General features: G+C 41.1%; 13 protein-coding genes. 9 read left to right on the top strand and 4 right to left on the bottom strand.

What is annotated here, in order from left to right:
- Positions 1–3: 3 nt before the first annotated feature.
- The 9 genes from DWX23_RS20500 to DWX23_RS20465 all read left to right on the top strand — a co-directional run bounded on the left by DWX23_RS20500 (position 4) and on the right by DWX23_RS20465 (position 13,265).
- Positions 4–1,866, top strand: coding sequence for a RagB/SusD family nutrient uptake outer membrane protein (locus DWX23_RS20500; RefSeq protein ID WP_122375825.1), 1,863 nt, complete (start codon positions 4–6; stop codon positions 1,864–1,866).
- 23 nt (positions 1,867–1,889) lie between these two features.
- Positions 1,890–3,473 carry a sulfatase gene (locus DWX23_RS20495; RefSeq protein ID WP_122357046.1) on the top strand — a complete coding sequence of 528 codons (1,584 nt, stop codon included), beginning with the start codon at positions 1,890–1,892 and terminating at the stop codon, positions 3,471–3,473.
- Between the two features lie 957 nt (positions 3,474–4,430).
- Positions 4,431–4,604, top strand: coding sequence for a hypothetical protein (locus DWX23_RS24915; protein ID WP_158607104.1), 174 nt, complete (start codon positions 4,431–4,433; stop codon positions 4,602–4,604).
- A gap of 122 nt (positions 4,605–4,726) precedes the next feature.
- Positions 4,727–7,216 carry a hypothetical protein gene (locus DWX23_RS20490; protein WP_122375824.1) on the top strand — a complete coding sequence of 830 codons (2,490 nt, stop codon included), beginning with the start codon at positions 4,727–4,729 and terminating at the stop codon, positions 7,214–7,216.
- 28 nt (positions 7,217–7,244) lie between these two features.
- On the top strand, positions 7,245–7,913 hold the full coding sequence (locus DWX23_RS20485; RefSeq protein ID WP_122375823.1) for a B12-binding domain-containing protein: 669 nt from the start codon (positions 7,245–7,247) through the stop codon (positions 7,911–7,913).
- Between the two features lie 11 nt (positions 7,914–7,924).
- Positions 7,925–8,926, top strand: a complete 1,002-nt coding sequence (locus DWX23_RS20480; protein ID WP_122375822.1) for a uroporphyrinogen decarboxylase family protein — start codon at positions 7,925–7,927, stop codon at positions 8,924–8,926.
- A gap of 11 nt (positions 8,927–8,937) precedes the next feature.
- Positions 8,938–9,648: a vitamin B12 dependent-methionine synthase activation domain-containing protein gene (locus tag DWX23_RS20475; protein WP_122375821.1), complete on the top strand. Its 711-nt coding sequence runs from the start codon at positions 8,938–8,940 to the stop codon at positions 9,646–9,648.
- 28 nt (positions 9,649–9,676) lie between these two features.
- Complete coding sequence (locus tag DWX23_RS20470) at positions 9,677–10,744, top strand: uroporphyrinogen decarboxylase family protein (RefSeq protein WP_122375820.1); 1,068 nt, start codon at positions 9,677–9,679, stop codon at positions 10,742–10,744.
- 61 nt (positions 10,745–10,805) lie between these two features.
- Positions 10,806–13,265: an alpha-L-rhamnosidase C-terminal domain-containing protein gene (locus DWX23_RS20465; RefSeq protein WP_122375819.1), complete on the top strand. Its 2,460-nt coding sequence runs from the start codon at positions 10,806–10,808 to the stop codon at positions 13,263–13,265.
- A 61-nt stretch (positions 13,266–13,326) separates the two neighbouring features.
- On the opposite strand, the gene DWX23_RS20460 is transcribed toward DWX23_RS20465, so the two are convergent.
- From DWX23_RS20460 to DWX23_RS20445, 4 genes are all read right to left on the bottom strand, one after another.
- Positions 13,327–15,630, bottom strand: a complete 2,304-nt coding sequence (locus DWX23_RS20460; protein WP_122375818.1) for an alpha-L-rhamnosidase N-terminal domain-containing protein — start codon at positions 15,628–15,630, stop codon at positions 13,327–13,329.
- A 10-nt stretch (positions 15,631–15,640) separates the two neighbouring features.
- Entirely contained in the window at positions 15,641–18,700 is a 3,060-nt protein-coding gene (locus tag DWX23_RS20455) for a glycosyl hydrolase (protein ID WP_122375817.1), read from the bottom strand.
- Positions 18,701–18,792: 92 nt separating this feature from the next.
- Positions 18,793–20,730, bottom strand: a complete 1,938-nt coding sequence (locus tag DWX23_RS20450; RefSeq protein ID WP_122375816.1) for a RagB/SusD family nutrient uptake outer membrane protein — start codon at positions 20,728–20,730, stop codon at positions 18,793–18,795.
- A gap of 11 nt (positions 20,731–20,741) precedes the next feature.
- Positions 20,742–24,146 (bottom strand): TonB-dependent receptor, encoded by a 3,405-nt coding sequence (locus tag DWX23_RS20445; protein ID WP_122375815.1) that lies wholly within the window; start codon positions 24,144–24,146, stop codon positions 20,742–20,744.
- Positions 24,147–24,251: the final 105 nt, after the last annotated feature.

Raw genomic sequence — 24,251 nt, 5'->3', positions numbered from 1 at the left:
TTTATGAAGAAAAGAAATATATTTTTAGGTTTAGCATTGGCGTTCAGCCTTTCCGGGTGTTTCGATCTGGATAAAATGCCGGAAGGAGTACTTTCTACTGCACAGCCTTTCAGTAGTACAGGTGAAATGAGAAACTATTTGGACCAGTTTTATCAGACTGGTAATCCGAAATATCAAGATGATAAAATAAAAGTGAATTTTGGTGACGGCTTGCGTACACAAGACTTTGGTGCCGGTGGAGGAAGTGGTATTGCCGGTTATGATACACATAGCGATAATATGTCGGCAAGTTCCGTCAGTGCACGCCTGGCAGGAGAAACAACGTTGAGCGGGGCTTCCAAGCTGACGAATTATACGGCTATCCGTAATCTGAACTTTTTGTTGACTAATTTAGAGAACTGTGCAGAGCAAGGAAGTGCCGATTATAACCAATATGTGGGTGAAGCCTATTATTTCCGTGCCTGGTATTATTATAAGATGTTTATCGATTATGGTCCGCTGACCTGGATCAGTACTCCGCTTGATCCGAATGCGGAGGAAATGCTTTTGCCACGTGACAGCCGTACTACTATTGCTGATAATATTCTGGCGGATCTGGATAATGCTATCTCTCATTTAGGTGAACAAAATAGCAGCGGTTCCATGCGTGTCCATAAAGATGTGGCACGTGCTTTGAAGAGTGAAGTTGCTCTTTTTGAAGGAACCTGGGAAAAGTATCACAAAGCGAAGGGAGATAAGTTCTTCGATCCTTCAGTGACTGACGAAAAGATTCGCGACTATTTCACACAAGCCGTTAATGCAGCGCAGGCTGTGATGGACCGTGGTGTATGGAAAATTTATTCCACAGGTAATGAGCTGAATGACTATCGTCAGATGTTCCAGACGACTGATTTATCGGCTAACCCGGAAGTACTTTGGTTCAAAATGTATGATGGCGACCAGGTGGGAAATAATGTGAATCGTTATTTGAATCAGGGTGGTGGCAGTGTCGGAGTGACGGCATCGTTGATCGACGATTATCTGACGAAAGACGGCAAACCGTTTGTCGGTGCCGCTCTTATAAATGCAAAGAAGGTATTTGGTAATGAGTTATTACCTACCGTACGTGACCCGCGTTTGTCACAAACGATCTGTATGCCGGGACAACAGCTGCGTCCGGATGATACGCCTCCTTATTATGTTGTTCCGCCGCTGATCGGTTCTTCTTCTTATAACCAGAATATGACAGGTTATTCTTTGCTGAAATATGTGCAGATCGATTATACCGGTAGTTTGGATGCCGAATTCAAGGGAGCTACTCCGGCAATTCAGTTCCGCTATGCCGATATCCTGTTAAATTATGCAGAAGCGTTAGCAGAGTTGGATGGAGCCGTAAATGCTCAGAAAATTATTGTAGCTTTGCAACCGTTACGTGACCGTGTCGGCATGCCTGCCGTTGATTTTGACAGAGAATATAATCAGGAATCTGATTATCCGTTCCGTCATTTAGATAAATATATTCAGGTTGTTCGTCGCGAACGCCGCATTGAAAAGGCTTGCGAAGGTCGCCGCTTGGAAGATATCCTGCGTTGGGCTGCTGCCGAAGAACTGATCGTTGGTAAATGGCCGAAAGGAGCGTTGTATACCGGAAGTGATCTGGAAAACCATCCGAAATATGAAGGAAAGTTGATTTATGACCAGGCTTCCGGAAACAATCTTTTCCTCACAGGAAAACCGGGTGATGCCTTACGGTACGTAGTACCGACGAATCCGGCCGGTTACGGACAAGGATGGAAGTTTAATGTCGGTCGCGACTATCTGTTGCCCATCCAGCCTCGTATGCTGTCGTTGACAGGAGGTAAATGGGAGCAGAATCCGGGTTGGTAAACTCATTTATATAAGCAAAATATATGAAAAACGTTAGATCTACAGTATTATTTTCTTTGACAGGAGCAGCGGTGTTGGCATCGTTGCCCTCCTGCAAGGAGAAAAAAGTGGCAGAGGAGGCTAAGAAGCCGATGAATATCCTCTACATTATGTGTGATGACCATTCGTACCAGACTATCAGTGCGTACGATAATCGGTTCATCGAGACTCCGAATATTGACCGGATCGCCAAGGAAGGAGTTCGTTTTACCAACAGTTTTGTTGCCAACTCGCTGAGCGGTCCCAGTCGTGCCTGTCTGTTGACGGGTAAGCATAGTCACAAGAATGGCTTTACCGACAATACGAAAACGTTTGACGGTGGCCAGCAGACTTTTCCTAAATTGCTGAAACAAGCCGGTTATCAGACTGCTATCGTCGGTAAATGGCATTTGACTTCCGAACCGACCGGATTCGATTACTGGAATATTTTGATCGGACAGGGAGATTATTACAACCCGCATTTCATCGATAATGGTGAGAAGAAACAAATAGAAGGATACGCCACCAATATAACGACCGATCTGGCTATCGACTGGCTGGATCAGAAAAGGGATAAGGATAAACCGTTCTGCCTGCTCCTGCATCATAAGGCTCCGCATCGTACATGGATGCCCGATACCTGTGACCTGGAGTTGTATAAGGACGTTGTTTTCCCTATTCCGGAAACATTCTATGACAAGTATGAAGGCCGTGTTGCCGCCTCTCAGCAGGAAATGAGTATCATCAAGGATATGGACCTTGTCTATGACCTGAAACTGGCTGACAAAGAGAATGAAATACATTCCAATCCGGGACTGGAAAAAGCCGGTCGTGCAATGTATAATAAACTCAATGCGGAACAGAAAGCTGCCTGGGACAAACATTACGAACCGATCATCAAGGAGTTCAAAGAAAAGAAACTGTCCGGTAAAGCATTGGCAGAATGGAAATACCAGCAGTATATGCATGATTATATCCGTGTGATCCATTCGGTTGACCGCAATGTGGGCCGTGTCCTGGATTATCTGGAAAAAAATAACATGCTGGACAATACGATCATTGTCTATACATCAGACCAGGGATTCTATATGGGTGAACATGGCTGGTTCGACAAACGTTTCATGTATGAAGAATCTTTCCGTACACCGATGTTGGTTCGTTATCCGGGTGGTATAAAAGGCGATATTCCTGAAATGGTTCAGAACATCGACCATGCTGCTACCTTCCTGGAATTGGCGGGTGCTCCGGTTCCTGAAGATATCCAGGGCGATTCTTATCTGCCGTTGCTGAAAGGCGAACATCCGAAAGACTGGCGTACTTCCTTGTATTACCATTATTATGAATTCCCGGCGGAACATATGGTAAAACGTCATTACGGAGTACGTACCGACCGTTATAAACTGATGCATTTCTATAGTGACATCGATATGTGGGAACTTTACGACCTGCAAAACGACCCGATGGAAATGAATAATATTTATAACAAACCGGGAACGGAAGAGATCACGAAACAATTAATGGACGAACTCCATAAATTACAAAAACAATACGACGATCCGATCGAATCGGAACTGGCAAAGAAAAGCTGATTGTAATATCTTAAAAATGGAGGCTGTAATAAATGTCTGTGATTTATCCGGGCTTTATTACAGCCTTTTTTTCTGATACTATTATGAGATCGTAACCTTGGTACTGAAAAATGTCTCTCATTGCGAAATGATCATACCGACAGATGAGTGAATAATAAACTCATATCAACCAAAGTTTTCATAAATAATTCCTTCATTCCTTCATATTTAATATAATTCTCTGATTAAGTGTGATATATATATGAAGGATATTTATTGAATGAAGGGAACAATCATATTCTCGAAAAAATCCTTCATCTTCCTTTTTAAAACTGACAGGAGTTCGAACTTACTCTTTCCTGTATAAAGGATTAAATAGTAAGCCTGTAAGAGACGAACAAATTGCTTATAATACCGTGAGTTATAACATTTTTATCGTTTGTCATCTGTCGAATGCTTGTTTGACAAATGTGCTACAAGTGTTTTTCAATTGTCAAATAAGCGTTCGATAGCTGTCAAACAAAAGAAAAGACAGAACAATTGAATTAAATAGTCATAGGCCGCATGTTAGAATAAGGTTAACTAACAGATAACTTTTCAATAGATACTTCCTCTTTTTATAGTATCGGATATCATTACAGATGAATAAAAAAAGAACTTTCTTTTATGTCAATTGTTTTCATTCATGTATAAACGATAGATAATCAGTTCTATAACGCATTAGATGAATAAATGAAGGAATTATTAAAAAAAACTTTTATTGTATCAGTATATCCTATATCTATAAACAAAATAAAGCATTGTATTGTAAGCTTTGCTTTATAAAAGATTCAATTATTATCAGATTTGAACTATCCTATAATCAAAGTGACATGACTATTACAGGTTCATTTGCCGTTGGTTTTAACCAACGGTCTACAGATTGTATCCCTTTTTTGGCTTTAGCCGCATTTCTCTTAAATAGTAAGACTGTTTAAAATGGGACTAAAGTCCAATGAGATAGATCATTTACCAATCCGTCAGCTGAAGCAGACGGCAAATGAACCTGTAACTAAGTATGTCTTATTGATGACTGAGACTTATGCTCAGATAGGTTCACTTCTTTCTATGTTCGAGTGCGAAGCCTATCTGTCGCTTGTAAATCCCGTTTGATTGTATCATTCTGTCATGTATAAAGAACAAATCCCCATGTTTCAAAGAAAAAATATATATAGACCTTTGTTCTTGAAATTTAATACCAATGTTTTTCATTAATAACTTAATTCACATAATTCATGAATATGAGATTACTGGTGACCTTTATTGTTTTGGGGATGTGTATGTTTACTCTTGATTCTTATGCCCTGAACAGTATGCCTCACGACCCGGCATTAAAAAAAATAACTATTTCTGATCCTAGCCAAAAGCTGGTTCTGCAACTCGATTACTCGAACGGTTGCAAAATAACGCAATTAAAAGTAAAAGGTAAAAACGTATTATCCGAATCAGGTGTTTATACCGGTTTCCGAACCAGGGGAGGTTCGTTTACCTCTTGTTCCGGTCAGGATGAAATAAAAGTAGAAGAGTCCGGAAATAAGATACTTATAAAGAATATCATTTACGGAGATCATTCGATAAACGTGAATGAATCATGGACTTTTGATTTGAGCGGAGATAAAATAATATGGAATATTAACCGGAAATACAGTAATCTGGCAAAACTGGAAGAAACAGCTTTCCCTCAATGGAACTTTGCAGACCTTTCTGTTTGGAAAGGAGGGATACTGGATAACGGAGGAATGGTCTGGTGCAAGTATTTGAGAGATGTAAATGATACATATGGCGTACATACCGGAGGGGTGACTTTCTGGAATCCGGATACGGGAAATGCTTTGCGTATCGAGGCAAAATCGGAAGGCAGACATCTGGCTGCAAAATATTCACAAAGTGATAAGAAAGAGTTTGTCTGTACTCATTTTGTAACGGATGAGGAACTGGAACCCCGGTATAATCTGAACCGCTTTGTTCATCAGAGAGCGGATGTGTTTACTCCTTTTGATGTTCAGAAAGGTGATGTGAATATGACACTTGAAATGGAATATGTCGATTATGCCGTAGCTTATTCCAGAGGAAATCTTCCAGGTATAGATGCAGAAGCTGTTCGTGAGTTGATGAATACGACCGGACGGTATGGAGTGGTGGATAATGCGATCGTAGGAGCCAACGGATGGACTACCAACTGGAAATGTCTGCACGAACCTTTCTTTGCCCAGATAGGAATGGCATTGAACGATGGTAATTATGTAAAAAATATGTCGGCGACACTGGACCGTGAAAGAGATTATGCGATAACAGCCGACGGACGTGTTCTGTCCCGCTGGCATAATGCGGATGAAGACCAGATGCCGGGAACATTTAATTACAAAACCGGATATTATGAAGCAAGATGGGGTTATACGGTAGATTCACAGACCGGTTTTGTGATCAATGCGGCAGAGCAGTTTGACCTGTGTGGCGATATCGAGTGGCTGAAATCCCATAAAGTCGGTTGCGAAAAGGCGCTGGATTGGCTGATAAAAAGGGATTCGAATGGCAACGGTGTTTTTGAAATGATGAATAGCTCTATAAAAGAAGAGAAGGCAAGCGATTGGCTGGATATCGTTTGGGCTAGTTTCGAGAATGCGTTTGTGAATGCCCAGATGTATGAAGCACTGAATCTGTGGGCCGGTTGTGAACGGGTTTTAGGGGATAAAGCAAAAGCTGATTATTACACGGCGGTGGCAATGAAGTTGAAAGAAAATTTCAACAAATCTATCCATGACGGAGGATTCTGGTCGCCGGAGAAAAAACAATATGTCTATTGGAGAGATAAAGACGGTTCTGTGCATGGGGATAACCTGGTTACTCCGGTCAATTTTGCCGTGATAGCATTCGGCTTGTGTGATAATAAAAAGCGGATCGCCCAAGTGCTTGAGCAGATTGAGAAAAGAACGGTCGCTGAGAATCTGTTCCATTGGCCGCTTTGCTTCGACTCTTTCGATAGAGAAGAAGTATCAGCCGGAAACTGGCCTTTCCCTACTTATGAAAATGGAGATATCTTTCCTACATGGGGATACCTGGGAGTCAGGGCTTATGTCGGTTACGACAAGCATATTGCTTTAAAATATATCCGTAATATTCTGGCGCAGTATAAGAAAGACGGACTCTCGTCTCAACGATATAGCCGTAAGACACAAGAAGGACAGGGCTCCGATATTTTGGCAGGTATCTGTACAAGCGTAACGGCTCTTTACAGAGATATCTACGGAATACGTCCTAAATGGAACAGGATGGGACTGGAACCTAATATGTCTGAAATACTTAACGGAACGGAATTTAATTATACGTTGAGGGATACAGAGTACCGTATCAAACTAAGTGTAGATGATTATGAGATGCAGACTGATCGTTTTTCTGTCAGAAGTAAGGATGCTTTCGGTGCATCTTTCGAAGATGGTGGCTTGGCTGTTTATCCGCATAATGAAGAAGAAGCGGTATTGAAAATTTTCGGAGAGTCGTCTTCACCGGTTGGTGTAACACTGAAACAGTGTTCCGGAAATGATATTTCATGGGAAATGAATACAACAGACAATTACAGATTTATTATTGAGGGATTGAATCCGGCTTTAAAATACAAATTAGCTATCCAGAACAAAGTGACCCATGTAGAAGTCGGTGCGGATGGCAAAGCGTCCTTTACCCATTCTTGTAAAGGACCGGTAAGGATAAGATTATACGGTAAATAAAATTATGAACATTCTAACAACAAAAACTATGAACGACATTTTAGAACAGATCGCATTATGCGTGGAAAACGGGAAAATAAATCAAAAGTCTCCCTATCCACCAAGCATGAAAGGCCAGTTAGGGGCAGATGAACTTACTTTACAGGCATTGGAAGAGGGCGTGGCTCCTACTGATGTCCTCTCTAAAGGATTGATTGTCGGTATGGGGCGTATCGGAGTAAAATTCCGTGAAAATAAAGTCTTTGTACCACAGGTATTGATGAGTGCCAAAGCGATGAACGGGGCCATGGCGCATCTGAAGAAGTATTTTTTGGATGGTTCTGTAAAAAGAAAAGGAAAAATTATCATCGGTACGGTAGAAGGTGATTTGCATGATATCGGGAAGAACCTGGTGAGTATGATCGCCGAAGGAAATGGATATGAGGTAATAGATTTAGGCGTGGATGTTCCTGCTGAGAAATTTATCGAAGCTATAAAGATGAATCCGGGTGCATTTGTAGGAATGTCAGCCCTGCTTACGACAACGATGGCCAACATGGAAAAAATAAACAAGATTATTAAATCGGAATTTCCTGAAGTTATCACTTGCGTGGGCGGTGCACCGTTGAACAATGAGTTTGCTAAAAAGATCGGAGCCGATTACTATACGGACGAACCACAGGCCCTGGTTGAGATATTGGATAAGTTGGTCGCATAAATAAAAATAATATGAACGTTGATAAATGGATAAGTGATATTATAGCTTCCCGCGAACGTTGTACCGTGCCGATTATGACCCATCCGGGTATCGAGATGATCGGGGCAACCGTAAAAGATGCTGTTCAGAGCGGGGAGAAGCATGCACAGGCGATCAATGAACTGAGTAAGAAATACCCGTCGAAGGCAGCTACTGTGATAATGGACCTGACGGTGGAGGCCGAAGCTTTCGGCTGTTCCATCGCATTTCCGGAAAATGATATGCCCCATATTCTGGGAAGTCTGGTAGATTCGGAAAGTATAGAGGGGTTGCAGATACCTTCTTTATCGGCCGGTAGAGTCCCGGAATATATACTGGCTAATAAAATGGCTGCCGAAATGATTACGGATAAACCGGTTTTTGCCGGAGCTATCGGTCCTTTCTCTTTGGCCGGAAGATTATACGGTATGTCGGAGATCATGGTCGCTTGTTATCTGGAGCCGGATGCTATTGCTTTACTGCTCGATAAGTGTTCCCGCTTTATAGAGGACTATTGTACGGAACTGAAGCAGACAGGGTGTTCCGGTGTTATAATTGCCGAACCGGCAGCCGGACTGTTATCGAATGAAGATTGTTTGCAGTTCTCTTCCGTATATATAAAAAATATCATCGATAAGGTACAGGACGATTCGTTCATGGTAGTTCTGCATAACTGTGGCAATACCGGTCAGTGTACAGACGCTATGATATCCACAGGGGCGAAAGCCTACCATTTCGGAAATGCCATATCAATGCCAGAAGTTTTGAAACAGTGTCCGGCTGATACGTTGGTCATGGGTAATATTAATCCGGTGGGTGTACTCCGTATGATGTCGCCGGAAGAGATTGAAAAAGAAGTGACCTTCTTATTGGAACAGACTGCAGAGTTTCCGAATTTTGTACTTTCAACAGGTTGTGATGTACCTCCTTGTGTACCGGAAGAAAATATTCAGGCATATTATAATGCTTTATCAGCCTTTAATCGTAGAATATAAATGATGCTTTGATGGCCACATTTAGTTATTACAGTCCGACGATCCGGGAAACGGGTATTCTTCCGGATGACTTGCTGGAAATGCTGCATGAAGAGGACCGATCTCCGGATAACCCGGTAGTATGTGAAGTAACGGATGTTTTTGAGCAACTCCCTGTAATCTCAGATATACGGGGAGGCTATGCCATTTTTGAGGACATAGAGCGGTTTCCGGAAACGGGGGAGATACGGATAGCAGGACAAACTATAAAAACGTCCCGTAAAATCTGCAGACTAATGGAGGGTGCAGAAAAGATCGCCGTTTTTATCTGTACGGCCGGACAGGGATTTTCCGATTATTCCGGGAAGTACAATAAAGAAGGTGAGTATCTGAAAGGGTATATTGTGGATACTATGGGAAGTCTTGTTGCCGAAAAGTCTATGGATTTTATTCAGTCTGAACTGGAGAAGCAAGTACTACCGGAAGGTATGAAAATAACCAATCGATACAGTCCGGGCTATTGTAACTGGCCTGTTGACGATCAGAAGCAGCTTTTCTCATTATTGCCTGCTAATGCATGTGACATCTCGCTTTCAGCCAGTTGCCTGATGGTTCCTATCAAGTCGGTAAGCGGTATTATCGGTATCGGTAAGAATGTCCGGAAAAGTAGTTATTCGTGTGATATCTGTAACAATCTCACCTGTATTTACCGGAAGGTAAAAAGTAAAAATAATCAACATTGAACAAGTAATAAATAAACTTTTAATAGATATGGATAACATGACTCCCAAAGAACGTATTTGGGCAACTATAAACCGTCAGCCGGTCGATCGTCCGCCGGTCGACCTCTGGTGTACACCCGAAGTACTCGATTCACTTCGCAAATACACTTCACTGCAAGATGAAATGGCTGTTTATAATAAGCTGGGAATAGATAAGATCGTTTGGATATTCCCCGGTTACGGAGGACGTTTCTTCGACCCGAACGATAGTGGAGAAATTACGATGTGGGGTGTTCCGACCCGGATGGTAAAGGCCGGTCTGGCAACTTATCAGGAGTATATCGATCCGCCGATTGCCGATTATATGGATCCGTCTGAATTGCTTGGTTATCATTCCTGGCCTGACCCTGATAAATTTGATTATGCAGGTGCGAAAGCATTGGCAAAAGAAGCTCGTTCTTGGAATTTTGCAACTATAGGTCCCTGGATATCTCATTTTGAGATCTATTGCCAGATGCGCGGATTGGAAAATGCCCTGATGGATACGTTGGCAAATCCGGATTTTCTGGATGCAACGGTAGAACGTATCGATGCTATTCAAACCGTCATGCTGGAACGGATGCTGACTGAATTGAAAGATGAACTCGATATTGTGTTTATCAGTGATGATATGGGAATGCAGGATAGCATGCTGATCTCATTGGATTCATGGGAAACGCATTTCAAACACAGGCTGAAAAATTGGTGCGACCTTATCCATAGTTATGGGAAGAAGGTGCTGTATCATACGGATGGAGCTGTCCTTCCTTTGATCCCGGGATTGATAGAATGTGGCGTCGATATCCTGAATCCGATACAGCATGTCTGCCCGGGTATGGACAGAGCCAATCTGAAAGAACAATACGGAAAAGATCTTATTTTTCATGGAGGGGTCGAGAATCAACGAACGTTACCGATGGGGACAGTCGGTGAAGTGATCGATGAAACCCGTAAATGCCTTGAAACATTGGGGAAGGACGGAGGCTATATCTGTTGCTCATGCCATAACGCACAGGCAGGAACGCCGGTGGAAAATATATTGGCAATGATAGATACGGTGAAAACATATAGGAAATAATGTTATCTTGCAATTGAAATTCTGAGTGCAGAATAATTATTTATAAATTAAAGATGTAGTTATGTCTAAAAACTTAATTCTGTTCACGAAAATATTATTGTTGACACCTTTATTTGCATTAGCCAATGGTCCGGATGGAAAAGACTTGAAGAAGTTATCTTATCCTTCTTTGAAGGGTATTCCGACAGGAGAGAAGGTCACTTGTTCACCGGACCCTTTGGTCAATTACCGGTGGAAAAGCCCGGATGCCGACGATGATCTGGAAGTGTATACGCAGAAACCGGTTTCTGTAACGTGCGATGAGCCGGTGAATATGAAAGCTAAAGGTAATTCTGATCTGACAATTACAGGAGCATGTAATATCATGTTTGATTTTGGTCAGGTAAATGCGGGTTGGTTGGAATTTGAATGCGATGATATGCCGGCAACGGTCGAATGCAGTATCAGTGAGTTCAACGAACCGGCTGTATTTAATCTGGGTTCCGAACATCCGGTAAAAACGGCAGAACCTAAGCAATACGGTAAGACTTATCGTTTAGAGTTAAATAAACAATTGTATGAAGGGGTACGTTTTGCCTGGATTCATTTGAAAGATGTATCCAGGAAATTCAGGATACGGAATGTCCGGTTGGTTTGCCAGACAAAGCCGGTTAATTATGAGGGAAGTTTCAACAGCAACAATGACGAGTTGAATCGCATCTGGTATACGGCTGCTTATACTGTCCGGCTTAATTTACTGAAAGATTATTTCGGTGCTATTCTTATGGAGCGGAGTGACCGTCATTCCTGGACCGGGGATGCACATACTTCTCAGGCTGCTGCTCTTGTTGCTTTTGGTAATTATGATTTTGTCCGTAAGAACATTCTTTACACGGCCGAGCAGTTTAATGGTATCCTGAGTTATTCTCTTTATTGGGTACAGAGCTTATTGGATTATTACCAGTATACCGGTGATCAGTCTCTTTTGGATTCCTTATGCAATAACGCCTGTAATAAACTGGATATCGCTTACCAGCATTATGAACATAGTCCGTCAGTCTCTTTTTACGGATGGGACGAACGGTTAGGAGCCGGTTTTGAGAATCCGAACTGTAAAGAGACACATACGGCATATAAAATGTTGTCTATCCAGACCTGGAAGAGATTTGCAAAGGCGATGAATGACTGTGGCCGACAGGACCTCTCCCGGAAATATGAAACGTATGCCGATGAAAAACAACAGCAGTTACAATGTAGTCCGGACTGGCAGGAAGGGTTGGATATATTTGCTGCTTCCGATGCGGTGAATGCCGATGTTGTATCTCCAGAAGATGTATCTTCTTTGTGGAAGAATGTATATAGCGATCGTTTGCAGCGTGTTTCTTATTCTCCTTTTAACCAGTATTTTGTGATCAATGCATTGGCCCGTCTGGGACGTTATGGGGAGGCGATGAATACGATCGATGATTGTTGGGGAGGACAGTTGCGGTATGGTGCGACTACATTCTTTGAAGTATTCCGTCCTTCGTGGAATCTCTGCAAGCTGGAGGATAATGATGCTCCGGTCAATAATCAGTGCGGATACACCAGCTTTACTCATCCCTGGAGTGCCGGTGTAGCGAAATGGTTGAGTGAAGAGATTTTAGGTGTAAAACCGGAGACCCCGGGATTTAAAACTTTTACCGTTTGTCCGCATCTGACTTCCGGATTGACCCGTATCGACGGGACTGTTCCTACTCCTCATGGGAAAATACGGGTTTATATGGATGTAAAGGAAGGAAAAGGTTCTTTGTCTGTTCCTGCCGGAACAACCGGGCGGCTGGCTATACCTCTTATGGGGGCTGGAAATATAGAAATCAAAATGGACGGACAAACAGTACAGCCGGAAAAGAAAAATGCCACTCACGTTTATTTGCCTGTATTGAATGATGGATTGCATACATTTAGTTTTTCTTATGACCGTCCTGCTGAAAGTCCGATGGTTGAGGAAGATATCAACTACTGTTATCCGGCTTCAACGGTAAAGGAAGATACCCTGACTCAGGGGAATTGGAAAGGTGTATATGGTTCGAAAGGATATGTTTTGTTCAGTTACGACGGGGAAGGTGCACACCGGACTAAACTGCCGAAACAATGTCAAAGCATCATTTGCCAGCGAGAAGAGAATTCCAGATATATGAATACGGCTTCTGACAAACGGGCATTGGTCTCAAATCTTGAAAATGACGAGAGTCGTAGTCTGGGAGCTATAACGACGTTCGATCCTCAGGTCTGCCGTCAGACAATAACAATAGATGTGGATTACCGGCACGATAAACCGTATAAAATATCTCTTTACTTTGTGGATTGGGATAATAACGGACGACGGAGTGCGATCGAATTGTTTGATTTACAAAATAAACGTATTTTGTCTCCGGTCCATATGGTCCGCAATTATGAAATGGGACGTTATGTGACATTTGAAGTGAACCAGCCTGTGCGTATCCGTATATGCCAGGTGCGTGGAGCAAATGCAGCTTGTTCTGCGTTGTTCCTGGATTGATTTAAGTTGAAATAAAAAAGAACTACGGTTCGAATACCGTAGTTCTTTTTTGTTATAAACCTTAATGAGTTGCAGAAATATTGATCGTCGGATTCTTTATCTCGAAATAATGGTAAGATTCATCAGATTTCAGATACTTCACAGAATGTTGATTAATACTGCTCAATTGGTTATTTTCATATTTTCTCCCGTTTATAACTAGAGATTGCTTTATTTTATCTTTAGGAAATGCAATATGAATGATTTTATTATCCGTATTGGTCACATCGATGGAATATAGATGTCCTGTTTGATTTTTTATCGTTGCTGTGATAGTTCCCGTTTTTGTAGGAACAGTACATACCACTTGCTTCAAATTTCCTAACATCGGTTTTATAAGAATTTTATTCCATTCAGCTTCAAGTGGAGAGATTCCTCCTATATACTGGGAAAGTAAAGATAAAGGACCTCCTGCCCAGCCGTGGTTGATACTTCCTCCGCCAGCTCCACCAATCTGCCAGTCTTCCCACAATGTGGTGAGAGGATGACCTACCATGTATTTATAGCGTTTTTTCATGCGATCGAGACCTCCCTGAACGTCGCCACTAACAAAGAAAGCTTCTAATATATATTTTTCCATATAAGGGCTCGCATGGAAATTATCAGTTAGAAAAGTCTTTATTGATTTCCATTTATCGGAATCGGCAAAACCGGCAAGTACGGCCAGTCCATTAGCGCGATCATCCGGTGATTCCTGAAAATCCGAAGAACAATAGACCTTCCCATTCCAATAAAATGTATTTACTGCCTGTTTGATTGTTTTTATTTGTTGATGATAAACGCTGGCATCTTCTTTATAACCAAGTATTGAAGCCATGTTTTGTGCTCCTTCTAAAGCGAGGCAATACCATGCGTTATCTAAAACTGGCAGATCTATATTTTCTCCCCAATCTCCCCAGTCCCAATCTCCGGGACGATGAATGACCAAATTACGTTCATCGGTTTTCCACTTGGCCAAGTAGCGTTTCACTGCCGGATATGCATGCCGGATCGTTTCTGTATCTCCTGTATAAAGATAGTAATTCCACATCCCGAATTTTCCGATAGATGCAAGCATTTGCAGCGGAAGTTCTCTGGCCCAGGAACCAGCAGGAACCGGAGAATATAATACACTGTCTATCCTTTGCCAGTCAACCAGATTCCGGATCGCTTTTTGTATAAGTCCATGTGCATTACTATCACAGGAATATAGTATTTCTCCTGAAACGATAACTGCGTCTCCCCACCATTGAGACCGTTCTCTGTCCGGGTCCTGTATCGCATCACGCATATTTAGATTCATCGTGTTCAAGGATTTTTGCCAAAGTGTATTCAAAAATATGTCGTCACACTCGAATGAACCGACATGTTCCGTATTGAACCGGGTTTCACGATAAGCAACCTTATTCACTTTTACTCCGGGAGGTATAGTATATATTATTGCGTGTCCGTTTACGTAATTAAACGCTTCAAAGGACTGCTTTCCCTTTTTGGTTACATACTCTGCACGAACATTATATTCACTTCCTCCTTTATAGTTGTCAGAACGGATATCGATGAACAGACCTTCATTGGCTTCTATTTCAAAGTAGGGTGTTACACTGATATTTCGTGGGAGTTTGGCTTTAATTATTAATGTATCCGATTTAAAAGAGCGTTCGACCGAAACATATTCTGTCAGACCGGAATCATACCAGTTAGGGAAAGGGCGCGGATGTATCTGGTTCCACGGTTGGCAAGGATAACTACCGGCAATGGTTGCTTGCTGCCAATTGGAGTCATCATATTCCGGTTTCATCCAGTCGGGAATATCTTTCCGGGCATCGAAATGAATATTTGATTCAGGTAGCCGATAATTGGGGAGAGGTTCCTGCGACTCTCCGTATGCCGGATGTACTTTAACTTTCCAGGTGGCATCCGAAATTATTTCACGATTACCTGATTGTAATTTAGCCAGTAGTCCCGGACTGCCGCTATTTTTATGGCAGAAACCGTCTTTTCCCCAATACCACATAAGTATTGCAATTGTGTTATTTCCCTTTTTCAGGTAAGAAGCAATATCCAAGCGGTCAAAATAAGTGTCATTTGGGTTGGGACCGCGTTTCAAACCTCCTTCGAAAACAACTAATTTTCCATTTACCCAAAGCCAGTATTTTGAATCGACTGAAATAGTAAGCATGGCTGTTTTTTCAGCTTTTTCAAGTGTAAACGCTTTTCGGTAACAGATCCATTGATTGGGCTTAGTCAATGTTTTTTCAATGGATATCCATTTTACTCCATTCAAGTCGACGGCAGATAGGTGTAAAGCCGTAAAGATAAACAGGGTTAAAAGAATGTATTTTTTCATTTGTATAAAATCATTTAATAGTAGTAATTAGTTTCACCGGTCCGAACAGTCCCGCATCGTATTGGTTTAGATCAGGTATCCCTTTCCATCCCCAGGTCCGGAGTTTTCCCAGATCTTCTTTCATCCACATTTCATTGGCTATCAGATTTCCTATTTTAATCTTGATTTTATTCTCTCCCCGTTTTAATGTGTTGGAAATGTCAAATTTGAAAGGAGGCCATAAACGAGCTCCTACAGATTGGTCATTAACAAAAACTTCAGCCATGTATTTTACTTCACCTAAATCGAGGAAGACTGATGAAGATGCATCGTCTATCGTAATGGAAGTTTCATATTCTAAAAATCCGGTGTATTGTTGAAGCCCGTAAGTGTACCAGGAAGCTAGTTTTTTATTCTCTTCCGTGCCAACAGTAAATTTAAAAGGAGCGACAGTTACTTTTTCATCCTTCCGGTTTAATACAAACGACAGCAATTTTGATTCCGGTGCCAGGTTGATTAAAGAATCTGTTACCTTTATTTTTTTGTCATTTAGCCAGATCTCTTTACCTAACATATAGGAAGGGACTATAACCGATTTTGCTCCTACAGGAATATTCATCCTCCAATAGCCATAGGTACATTTAATCTCGTTTTCATCCTGGCGGGAATAATATTTCCAGTTGGAGTCATCATATCCTAATCGTAAAAACTCATTTTCTTTCAACCGGCTATCTGAATATAATACTTTTGCGGTTGTTTTATAGATTGTGTTTTCGTCCGGATAACTTATTTTCCATGTGGTATCGATTGTTCTTTCTCTGGTGGCAATATCCGATTTTACCTCTATTGAATTTGTTTTATCAGGATCAAAAGCCAGCCAATAAGCTTCAAACGGATTCAATGTCAGAGATACTTTCTGATATCCATTCTCTGTTTCCGACGGAATATTCTTTTTCTGACCTGTCTCACAATCCCATATTTCAGCAGCTCCTTTTCCATCTCTCAACCAGGCGGTGAAATGTTTCAATGTATCGGTATTGTTTGCAAACCAGTATAAATTGGTATTACCGGTCTTTCTTTGAGCCGTATATAATCTGCCGGAGTTTTCAAGACGTATCTGAGGCTTCATCTTTTCGTTCAGGACTGTGATCATTGATTCCATTCTGTCTTTATCGGATGCTAAATTAATCACGTTCGGAAACTGTTTTAATGCTTTTGCCTGTGTCATAATCGTTTTATCGTTCAGCCCTTTTTCGGGAGAGCCCTGAGGTAATTCGCCTAATAAAACGACTAATCCTCCCTGTTTGGCAAATTCAAAGATTTTTTTGAATGATGACTGGGAGATAATATACGTTGCCGGAAGTACGATTGCCTGGAAATTATGATTATTGATCGTTATTGTGGCATTTTTACCTGAGTTTTGTATCGTTCCTTTTGACAAATAATATTTGTCGGCTATTAAGAAGTCGATATTTTCCTGATTCATTTTTCTCATGGCATCCGAATAGACCTGGTCCGTTTCAACTACACGAGGGTCCCACGGTGCATTCTGTACACCTTTTTCTTCAGAGAAATAATTTTCAGAAAAAGACCAGACGGTTTCTAGCGGATGGACCAGCAGAACATCAGCTACCAGGCTGCTTTGCCGGGTAATAAAGGCTGCACGTCTGGCAAAATCAGTCCATTGGTGTAAATAGTTCCAATAGGGATTTTCGGTGAACCAGTCACTGGGGAAAGGAACTGTCTCCAATTGTCTGTTCATATAAATACCATGAGGAACAACGTGATTAACACCGAATGAAGTGACTGAATTTATAGTCATTTTCATCATTTCCGGAGATTGTATCCATCCCGCTACTCCCATGATCTCACTCATGAAAGGACGGTTTTCAAATTCGGCAACAGACTGTACTTCCTTGAAGTCATGTACATCCTGAGATTTCATTTCCAGACAGTCGTTGCCTGGCATTGTTACACAGCGTGTCGTTCTCATCAGATCGCCTACTGCGATTGTCTGAAGCTGTAACGATTCTTCCCATAAATTGGAGATGTAATACATATTACGTTCCTTCAGCCATTTAACCAATGGTTCGAAGTAACATTCATTATATACATCTGATACGACGTCGAACCAGTCACATCGGGCGACAACAAATAAACCGTCCTTGTCTTTTTCGGTTAATAAAGGTAGCCATTCTCTTATATCACGTTTCTTTTTTTTCTGATATTGGGTTGCAAGGTGTTCGGACCACGCCATTTTCCATCCGTAATCACCTTCATTATCGACGAATACGCCCGGTATACTACGCCCCATATCTTTTTTGAAATGTTTGTCGTATTGTTCATGGACCATTGGGATGAATACTTCCATTAGTTTCGGGTCCAGATAATTAACTTTTCCGCCATCGATACCCGGATGAGTTTTGATAGTGTATGTATAGATCATCCAGTTACCGGAAGGAACTGTCCATTTGATCGTATTCCCTTCACCGATAACACGCAGAGATGAGGCATCGAGCTGGTTATTGATCAGTTTTCCGGCAACAGCAAAGTCAACCGAATCGTACTTCACTTCTGTTTTTCCGTTTACATAATAACGTCTAGGAGCAAGATAGGTGGCTTCAAGTTCCGGATGTTTCTGAAGGACTTTTCCGGCTACTTGCCCGCTTGGCCAGTTATAGTCATCACAATATCCGAGTGTTAATCCGTTTTCCTTTGTTTTTTGCAGTGCGTTGCTGAAACTGTTGAACCAGGGTTCTGCGAGGTATTGTTCGACAGGAAGCTCTGTTACCGTGTTATCAAATCCGGAACGGGGATGTGCATAGCCGGGATTTAGTTTCTGTTTAGCCATCTCTTCAGCCATCGAGGCCGCCGTCTGCTCGTCTTTGATCACATCGTCCCAAAACCAAAAGGTGTGAGGTGCATAGAACATGGGAGGATTATCAAACATGTCATGGATTTCCTTGTCGCTGTATTTTTTCAACCATTCGGGCTGAATGTTTTTTTCTTCTTTATCCTGGGCTACTACTATCGAAGAAATCAATAGGCTGCATGTTGTAACAAGGAGTGTGTTTTTCTTTGATATATTCATGGATATACTTCTATTTGATTCGTGAGTAAAATTATTATTATCAAATAGTGCCCACTAAGTTGTAGTGAGCACTATGTTTCATACGATGAGTTTTACTGACCGGATGCTTCTAATTCTTCAAGAGAACTGATAGGCGGTTCATTTTTCTCATAACCGGCGTATCCGTAATTCTGGTTTATACGTCCGTATAAGTTCGGATCAATGTTACCTTGCGTAATAGGCCAGAATATATTATGTTTCCCGATTTTATATTCATCTCCATGTAAAGTAGTTACACCTTTGTTATAGTAATTATTGTACTTTACGATGCGATGCCACCAGTAACTGTTACTGCCTTCGTCTGCCAGGCTTTTCGGGGACTGATATGTTCCTTCTTCGTTTGCTTTAATATACGAGACACGTACCAGTTCCACATGACGGAATTCTTCATACATCAATTCACGGGCCCTTTCGTCCATAATGACATCCAGACCATCCAGACCGTTCATATCGGCTGCACTAAAGAATGTTGTACAATGAGCACGTTTTCTGATCCTGTTCACATCTTCTGCAGCTTTTGCATAATCGTTCAGCCAATAATATGCTTCAGCCCTCAGCAAGTATGCTTCTGCTAATCTATATAGGTATGTATCACCAGGTCCTCCCTGATAATCGACACCTCTGTATCCGTTGGCAACATCACGTTCAACATCATCTACCCATAATTTGTAATAAGGATAACCGTACCAGCAGCGTATAGTATCTTTACACAATAATGTTCCGTCATCAGCATATTTTTGAAGAGGTTTTAAATAATATTTTTCATCATCAGTTCCCAACAGGTTTACATTGTTATACTTCAAATCTTCCATTGCCATCCAGTTTCCAGTTTTCCTGTCATGTCGAAGGTCATTCTCGTCTGTCCACATACTTTTTTCAGCAAAGTAAGTAGGTCTTATGAAGCATTCACCTCGTCCGCATACGGCTCTTTGGTCTATATAATCAGGATATTGTGCCATGAATTCAGAAGTACCGGCTTGTCTGCCGATTCCGATATTTTGCTTACTTGGAGTTAAAATACCCCTGTTAACATCTGTCATACTCCAGAATGGGGTAAAGTTGTATAAAAACATTGTATTAACTCTACTGTCCTGATTTTCATAACGGCTGATGATAGTCATAATACTTTCTTTATTTGCCGAAATAGATTTATTGACAGGTCTGTGTAAATCCCATAAGACATTCCGTGTCATCGGACGAACATCCGGGAAAGGATTTTCAAATGTGCCAAAAGGTTCTTCCATCAATTCATAACCACAGTTATTTATCAGCGTATTTACGGCGGTAAGGGCTTTCTCAAATTCGCCTGCCGCCAGGTAATATTTGGTGAGCAACATCAGGCATGTACCTTTATTCTCTTTTCCCCAATCATCTCTTTCCGGGATATTTTCTACTGCAAACTCCAGGTCTTTGATCATTTTTTCAATAATCACTTCCATCTTTACTGAACGGAAGTCCAATTTAGGGGTTGTTATTTCTTTCGTTACCAGAGGAACGTCTCCAAATTGGAATGTAAGATGGTAATAACGCCATGCACGATGAAAGTAAGCTCTGGAAAGCATCTGATTTTTGGTCGTTTCGTCCAAATCCAGTTCAGGAAGACGCGATATGACTGCATTGGCAAAACTACTACCCGATACTCCGCTAGTCCAAAATGCATTAGAAAGATTGGTTCCAATATAACTATTACTAGATGTTGGAGTAATATCAGAAGCGAAATTTTGTGAACCACTTAAATCTGTAATTGCAGAAACGGCTACATCTGAAAAAATTAATTCAGTTGATACCGCAGTGCCATTGGATCCCAAGAAATAATAAAGCATATCACTTCTACAACGGGTAAGAGCCCCTTCAAGACCTTCTACAGTAGAAAATGTGATATTGGGCTCGTAAAAGGACAGAGGTTCCGGCTCCAGCCAACTTTCGGAACAAGAAGCTAATGTCGATAGAACGAGCGTAAGAGATACTGATTTGAATAAATTATTTTTCATAATAAAATGGATTAAAATGTTATACTAGCACCTAATGTATATGTCCGAGGCATAGAGCCTGTCGTTTCAATATCCCAATAGTTGGCTTTTGACCATTCTTTAGAGAATGCCCATATCGCAACGTTACGGATAGTTGCATATACCCTGATATCCTGGGTGCGTAATAAATTTGTTATTTTCTTCGGAACTCTATATCCGACAGAGATATTCTCCAAACGGATAAAATCTCTACTGATTATTTTTTTAGGTTCTACGTTTGAAGGTAGTGTAGATTTCAGACGTGCATAAGAATTAGACTGATTTTCGGGTGTCCAATATTTCCGTACCGGGCTATTCAAATAATCCCCCTTAAAATCGAAGTAGTTTAAATAATCAGTTGTTGCAGCTTTGTGTCCTAAATAAGAGTACAGGTTAAAAGATATGTCGAAGTCTTTAAACAGAACGAAATCATTCCTTAACGCTAATCTGACTTTAGGATCCTCTTGTCCCAGGAATACTTTATCGTCCTGAGATATCCGATAGTCATTATTCACATCCCGTGCTTTAGCATCACCTGGTTTCTGTCCGTATTTAGCTGCCTCTTCAGCTTCATTTTCTTGCCAGATACCGATCATTTCATAATCCCAGATAGTACCCATAGGTTTATCGATAAACCAACTTTTGTTTATATCATCGACTTCTTTTGAGCCAACTATATTGCCATTTTGGTCTAAGACATCTTCATAAGTATAATATAAATGCTTAATACGGTTTTTATTATGAGATAAATTGAATGTAGTATTCCAACTGAAGTTCTCATTCTCGATGTTTACAGAGTGTAATGATAATTCAAAACCACTGTTAACGACTCTTCCCAGGTTTGTTACAACAGAACTATAACCGCTGATATTAGGGAGTGTACGGTCCATCAATAAATCTGTTGTCGGCATGTAATACCATTCTAGGCTACCATTGATGCGATTATTGAGGAAGCCTAAATCGAGTCCGACATTCCATGAAGCTGTACTTTCCCATTTTAGGTCATTATTAGCCATACGTTCAATTTGTAAAGTGGAAAGCTCATATAATGAACCTGTAGAAGTTGCATATGTATATTTACTGATACCGCTACCGGTAGTTAATTGAGATAATGCCTGATAAATACCAATTTCGCGGTTACCGTTTTTACCCCAAGAGAGACGAAGTTTACCATTACTCATAGGCTCCCAGTTAAAAAAGTTCTCATTAATAAAACTCCAGGCTAAAGCCAATGATGGGAAAGTAGCACGGGGGTTAGAACGTCCAAAGGCTGAAAATCCGTCCCGACGTACAGAAGCTGTGAGCATGTAACGATTATCATAGGAATAGAATAAACGTGCCATCAGGGCATCTCCTGTGTATTTTTCGTCATTTGAACTGAACGTTTTTTCATTTGCACTTTGCATGTTATGCCATTCCAGGATGTCTGTCGGTGAGAACTGTTTACCGGTCATTGACTCACTCCAGTACTGACTTTGTTCTGCACTCTGTAACAAAGTAATATCTACCAGATGTTTTTGGGCAAATGTATAGTTCCATTTTATTATATTATCCAGTGTCCAAACAACAGAGCGTGAACTCTCTCTGGTTGCTGAACCGTGAGTTGTATCAAAAACGCTTTCTGAACTACTCCAGTTTCTGTTTTGTCCCCAGCTATAACGGGGTGCAAAAGTAAATTGATAAGTAATATTGAACGGCAAAGTAAGTTTAGCAAAGAAATTACTATTGACAGTCTGTGTTCCTGCACTTTTGGAAGACATGGACAAGTTATAGAAACTATTTGTACCAGGTGCCTGGTGGCCTTCTCCCATTGGCCAGGGATTCAGGGAACCATCTTCGTAATAAGGGGTGGAATAAGGTGAGTTTTGACACATTCCTTCCCAGTCTACTTTTTGGTACCCTTCATCGCGACTTTGTAAAATCAGATTTGCACCTACTTCCAGGAAGTCGGTAGCTTTGGCATCTATGCGTAAGTTTGTCCTATAGTTTTTAAACCGGTCTCCAACCTGATTACCTTCATTGTCCTGATAGCCCAATGACCAATAATAGTTTACGCGGGATGTTTGTCCGGACAAACTGACATTATAGTTCTGTCGTAATCCTGTCTGCCAGGTTGCATCATACCAGTCATATGGAGTGTTTGCAAAATAATTGCGGCGCTCAACATCTCCCAGGCCAATACGTTGTAACCATACATCTTCCATATTTGTGGAGCCTTGACCGATAGCATCATAGTTACGCCATTGTTCTTCGGTTAAGTTGTATTTCTGTAGATTTTCAGCTGTAGGCTTGCTGTAATATCCTTTATTTTCGAACCCGTTACTGCTGGTTGCATAATCCGACCGGTATTGCAGATATTCATCGGGTTCATAGTATTTGCGGCTTACTCCCATTGTCGCAAATCCTACACTACCATCAAACTGCACGGTAGGTTTTTCTCCTTTACCTTTCTTGGTAGTTATAATAACTACTCCATTGGCCGATTTAGCTCCGTAAATAGCTGCCGATGAAGCGTCTTTTAAAACATCGACAGATTCAATGTCAACAGGGTTGATTTCTGAAAGATCACCGTTAAACGGAACTCCGTTTAAAACAATTAGAGGTGATGTACCACCTTTCAGGGAACGTTTTCCACGAATAAGAAAACTGGGTCCTTCTTTAGCATCACTGGATGAAGGTTCAACGATTAAACCAGGTGCTGTACCGCGAAGAATGTCTTGCACTGTAGTTGGCCTTTCATTAGCTAACTTTTTTGCATCTACGTGACTGATGGAACCTGTTAAGTCTTTCTTTTTCATGCTACCGTATCCGACTACTACCACTTCGTCCAGCAATCGTGAATCTTCTTTCAGGATGATGTTAAAGATCGTTTGGTTGCTGGTAGGGATCGTTTGCTCCGCATAACCGACATAGGATATCTGCAGTATCCCATTCTCTGCGATATTGAGGGAGAAATTACCATCCATATCGGATATGGCTCCGTTGGTTGTCCCTTTTTCTATGATCGTAGCACCAGTAATAGGTTCTCCGTTACTATCTTTTATAATACCGGAAATTTCTTTTTTGCCGGAGGTCGTTTTCTTTTGTTTGTCGGAGATCACGATCGATTTGGCAGATACAATATTGTACTCTAGATTTTTTCCCGCCAATGCTTCATTAAGTACAGAAGAAACCGGAACTTTTGTTTTGGAAATGGTGATGTCTTTTGTAGTGTCTATTACTACATTTCGATAAGAAAAGCGATAAGTGGTTTGCTTTTCAATAGAAGAAAATATCTCCCTTAGAGAAACATTTTCCAGATGTATCGTTACTAACTTTTCCTGTGCAAAGAGAGAAACAGAAAAAAAGAATAGTAACGAAAACAAAGTTAACATTCTTAGTCTTAAATGTTTGTTCATCTTAATAGTTTTTAGAATTACACTTAATGGGTTCGCTTAATAAGCGTTCTCGATAGTAATGACAGGGCTTATTTTATTTAGTACCGAAAAAAATATATGCTAAAA

This window comes from Parabacteroides sp. AF18-52, assembly GCF_003479145.1.
Lineage (GTDB): Bacteria > Bacteroidota > Bacteroidia > Bacteroidales > Tannerellaceae > Parabacteroides > Parabacteroides faecis.
This window is presented reverse-complemented; position numbering and strand designations above follow the sequence as displayed.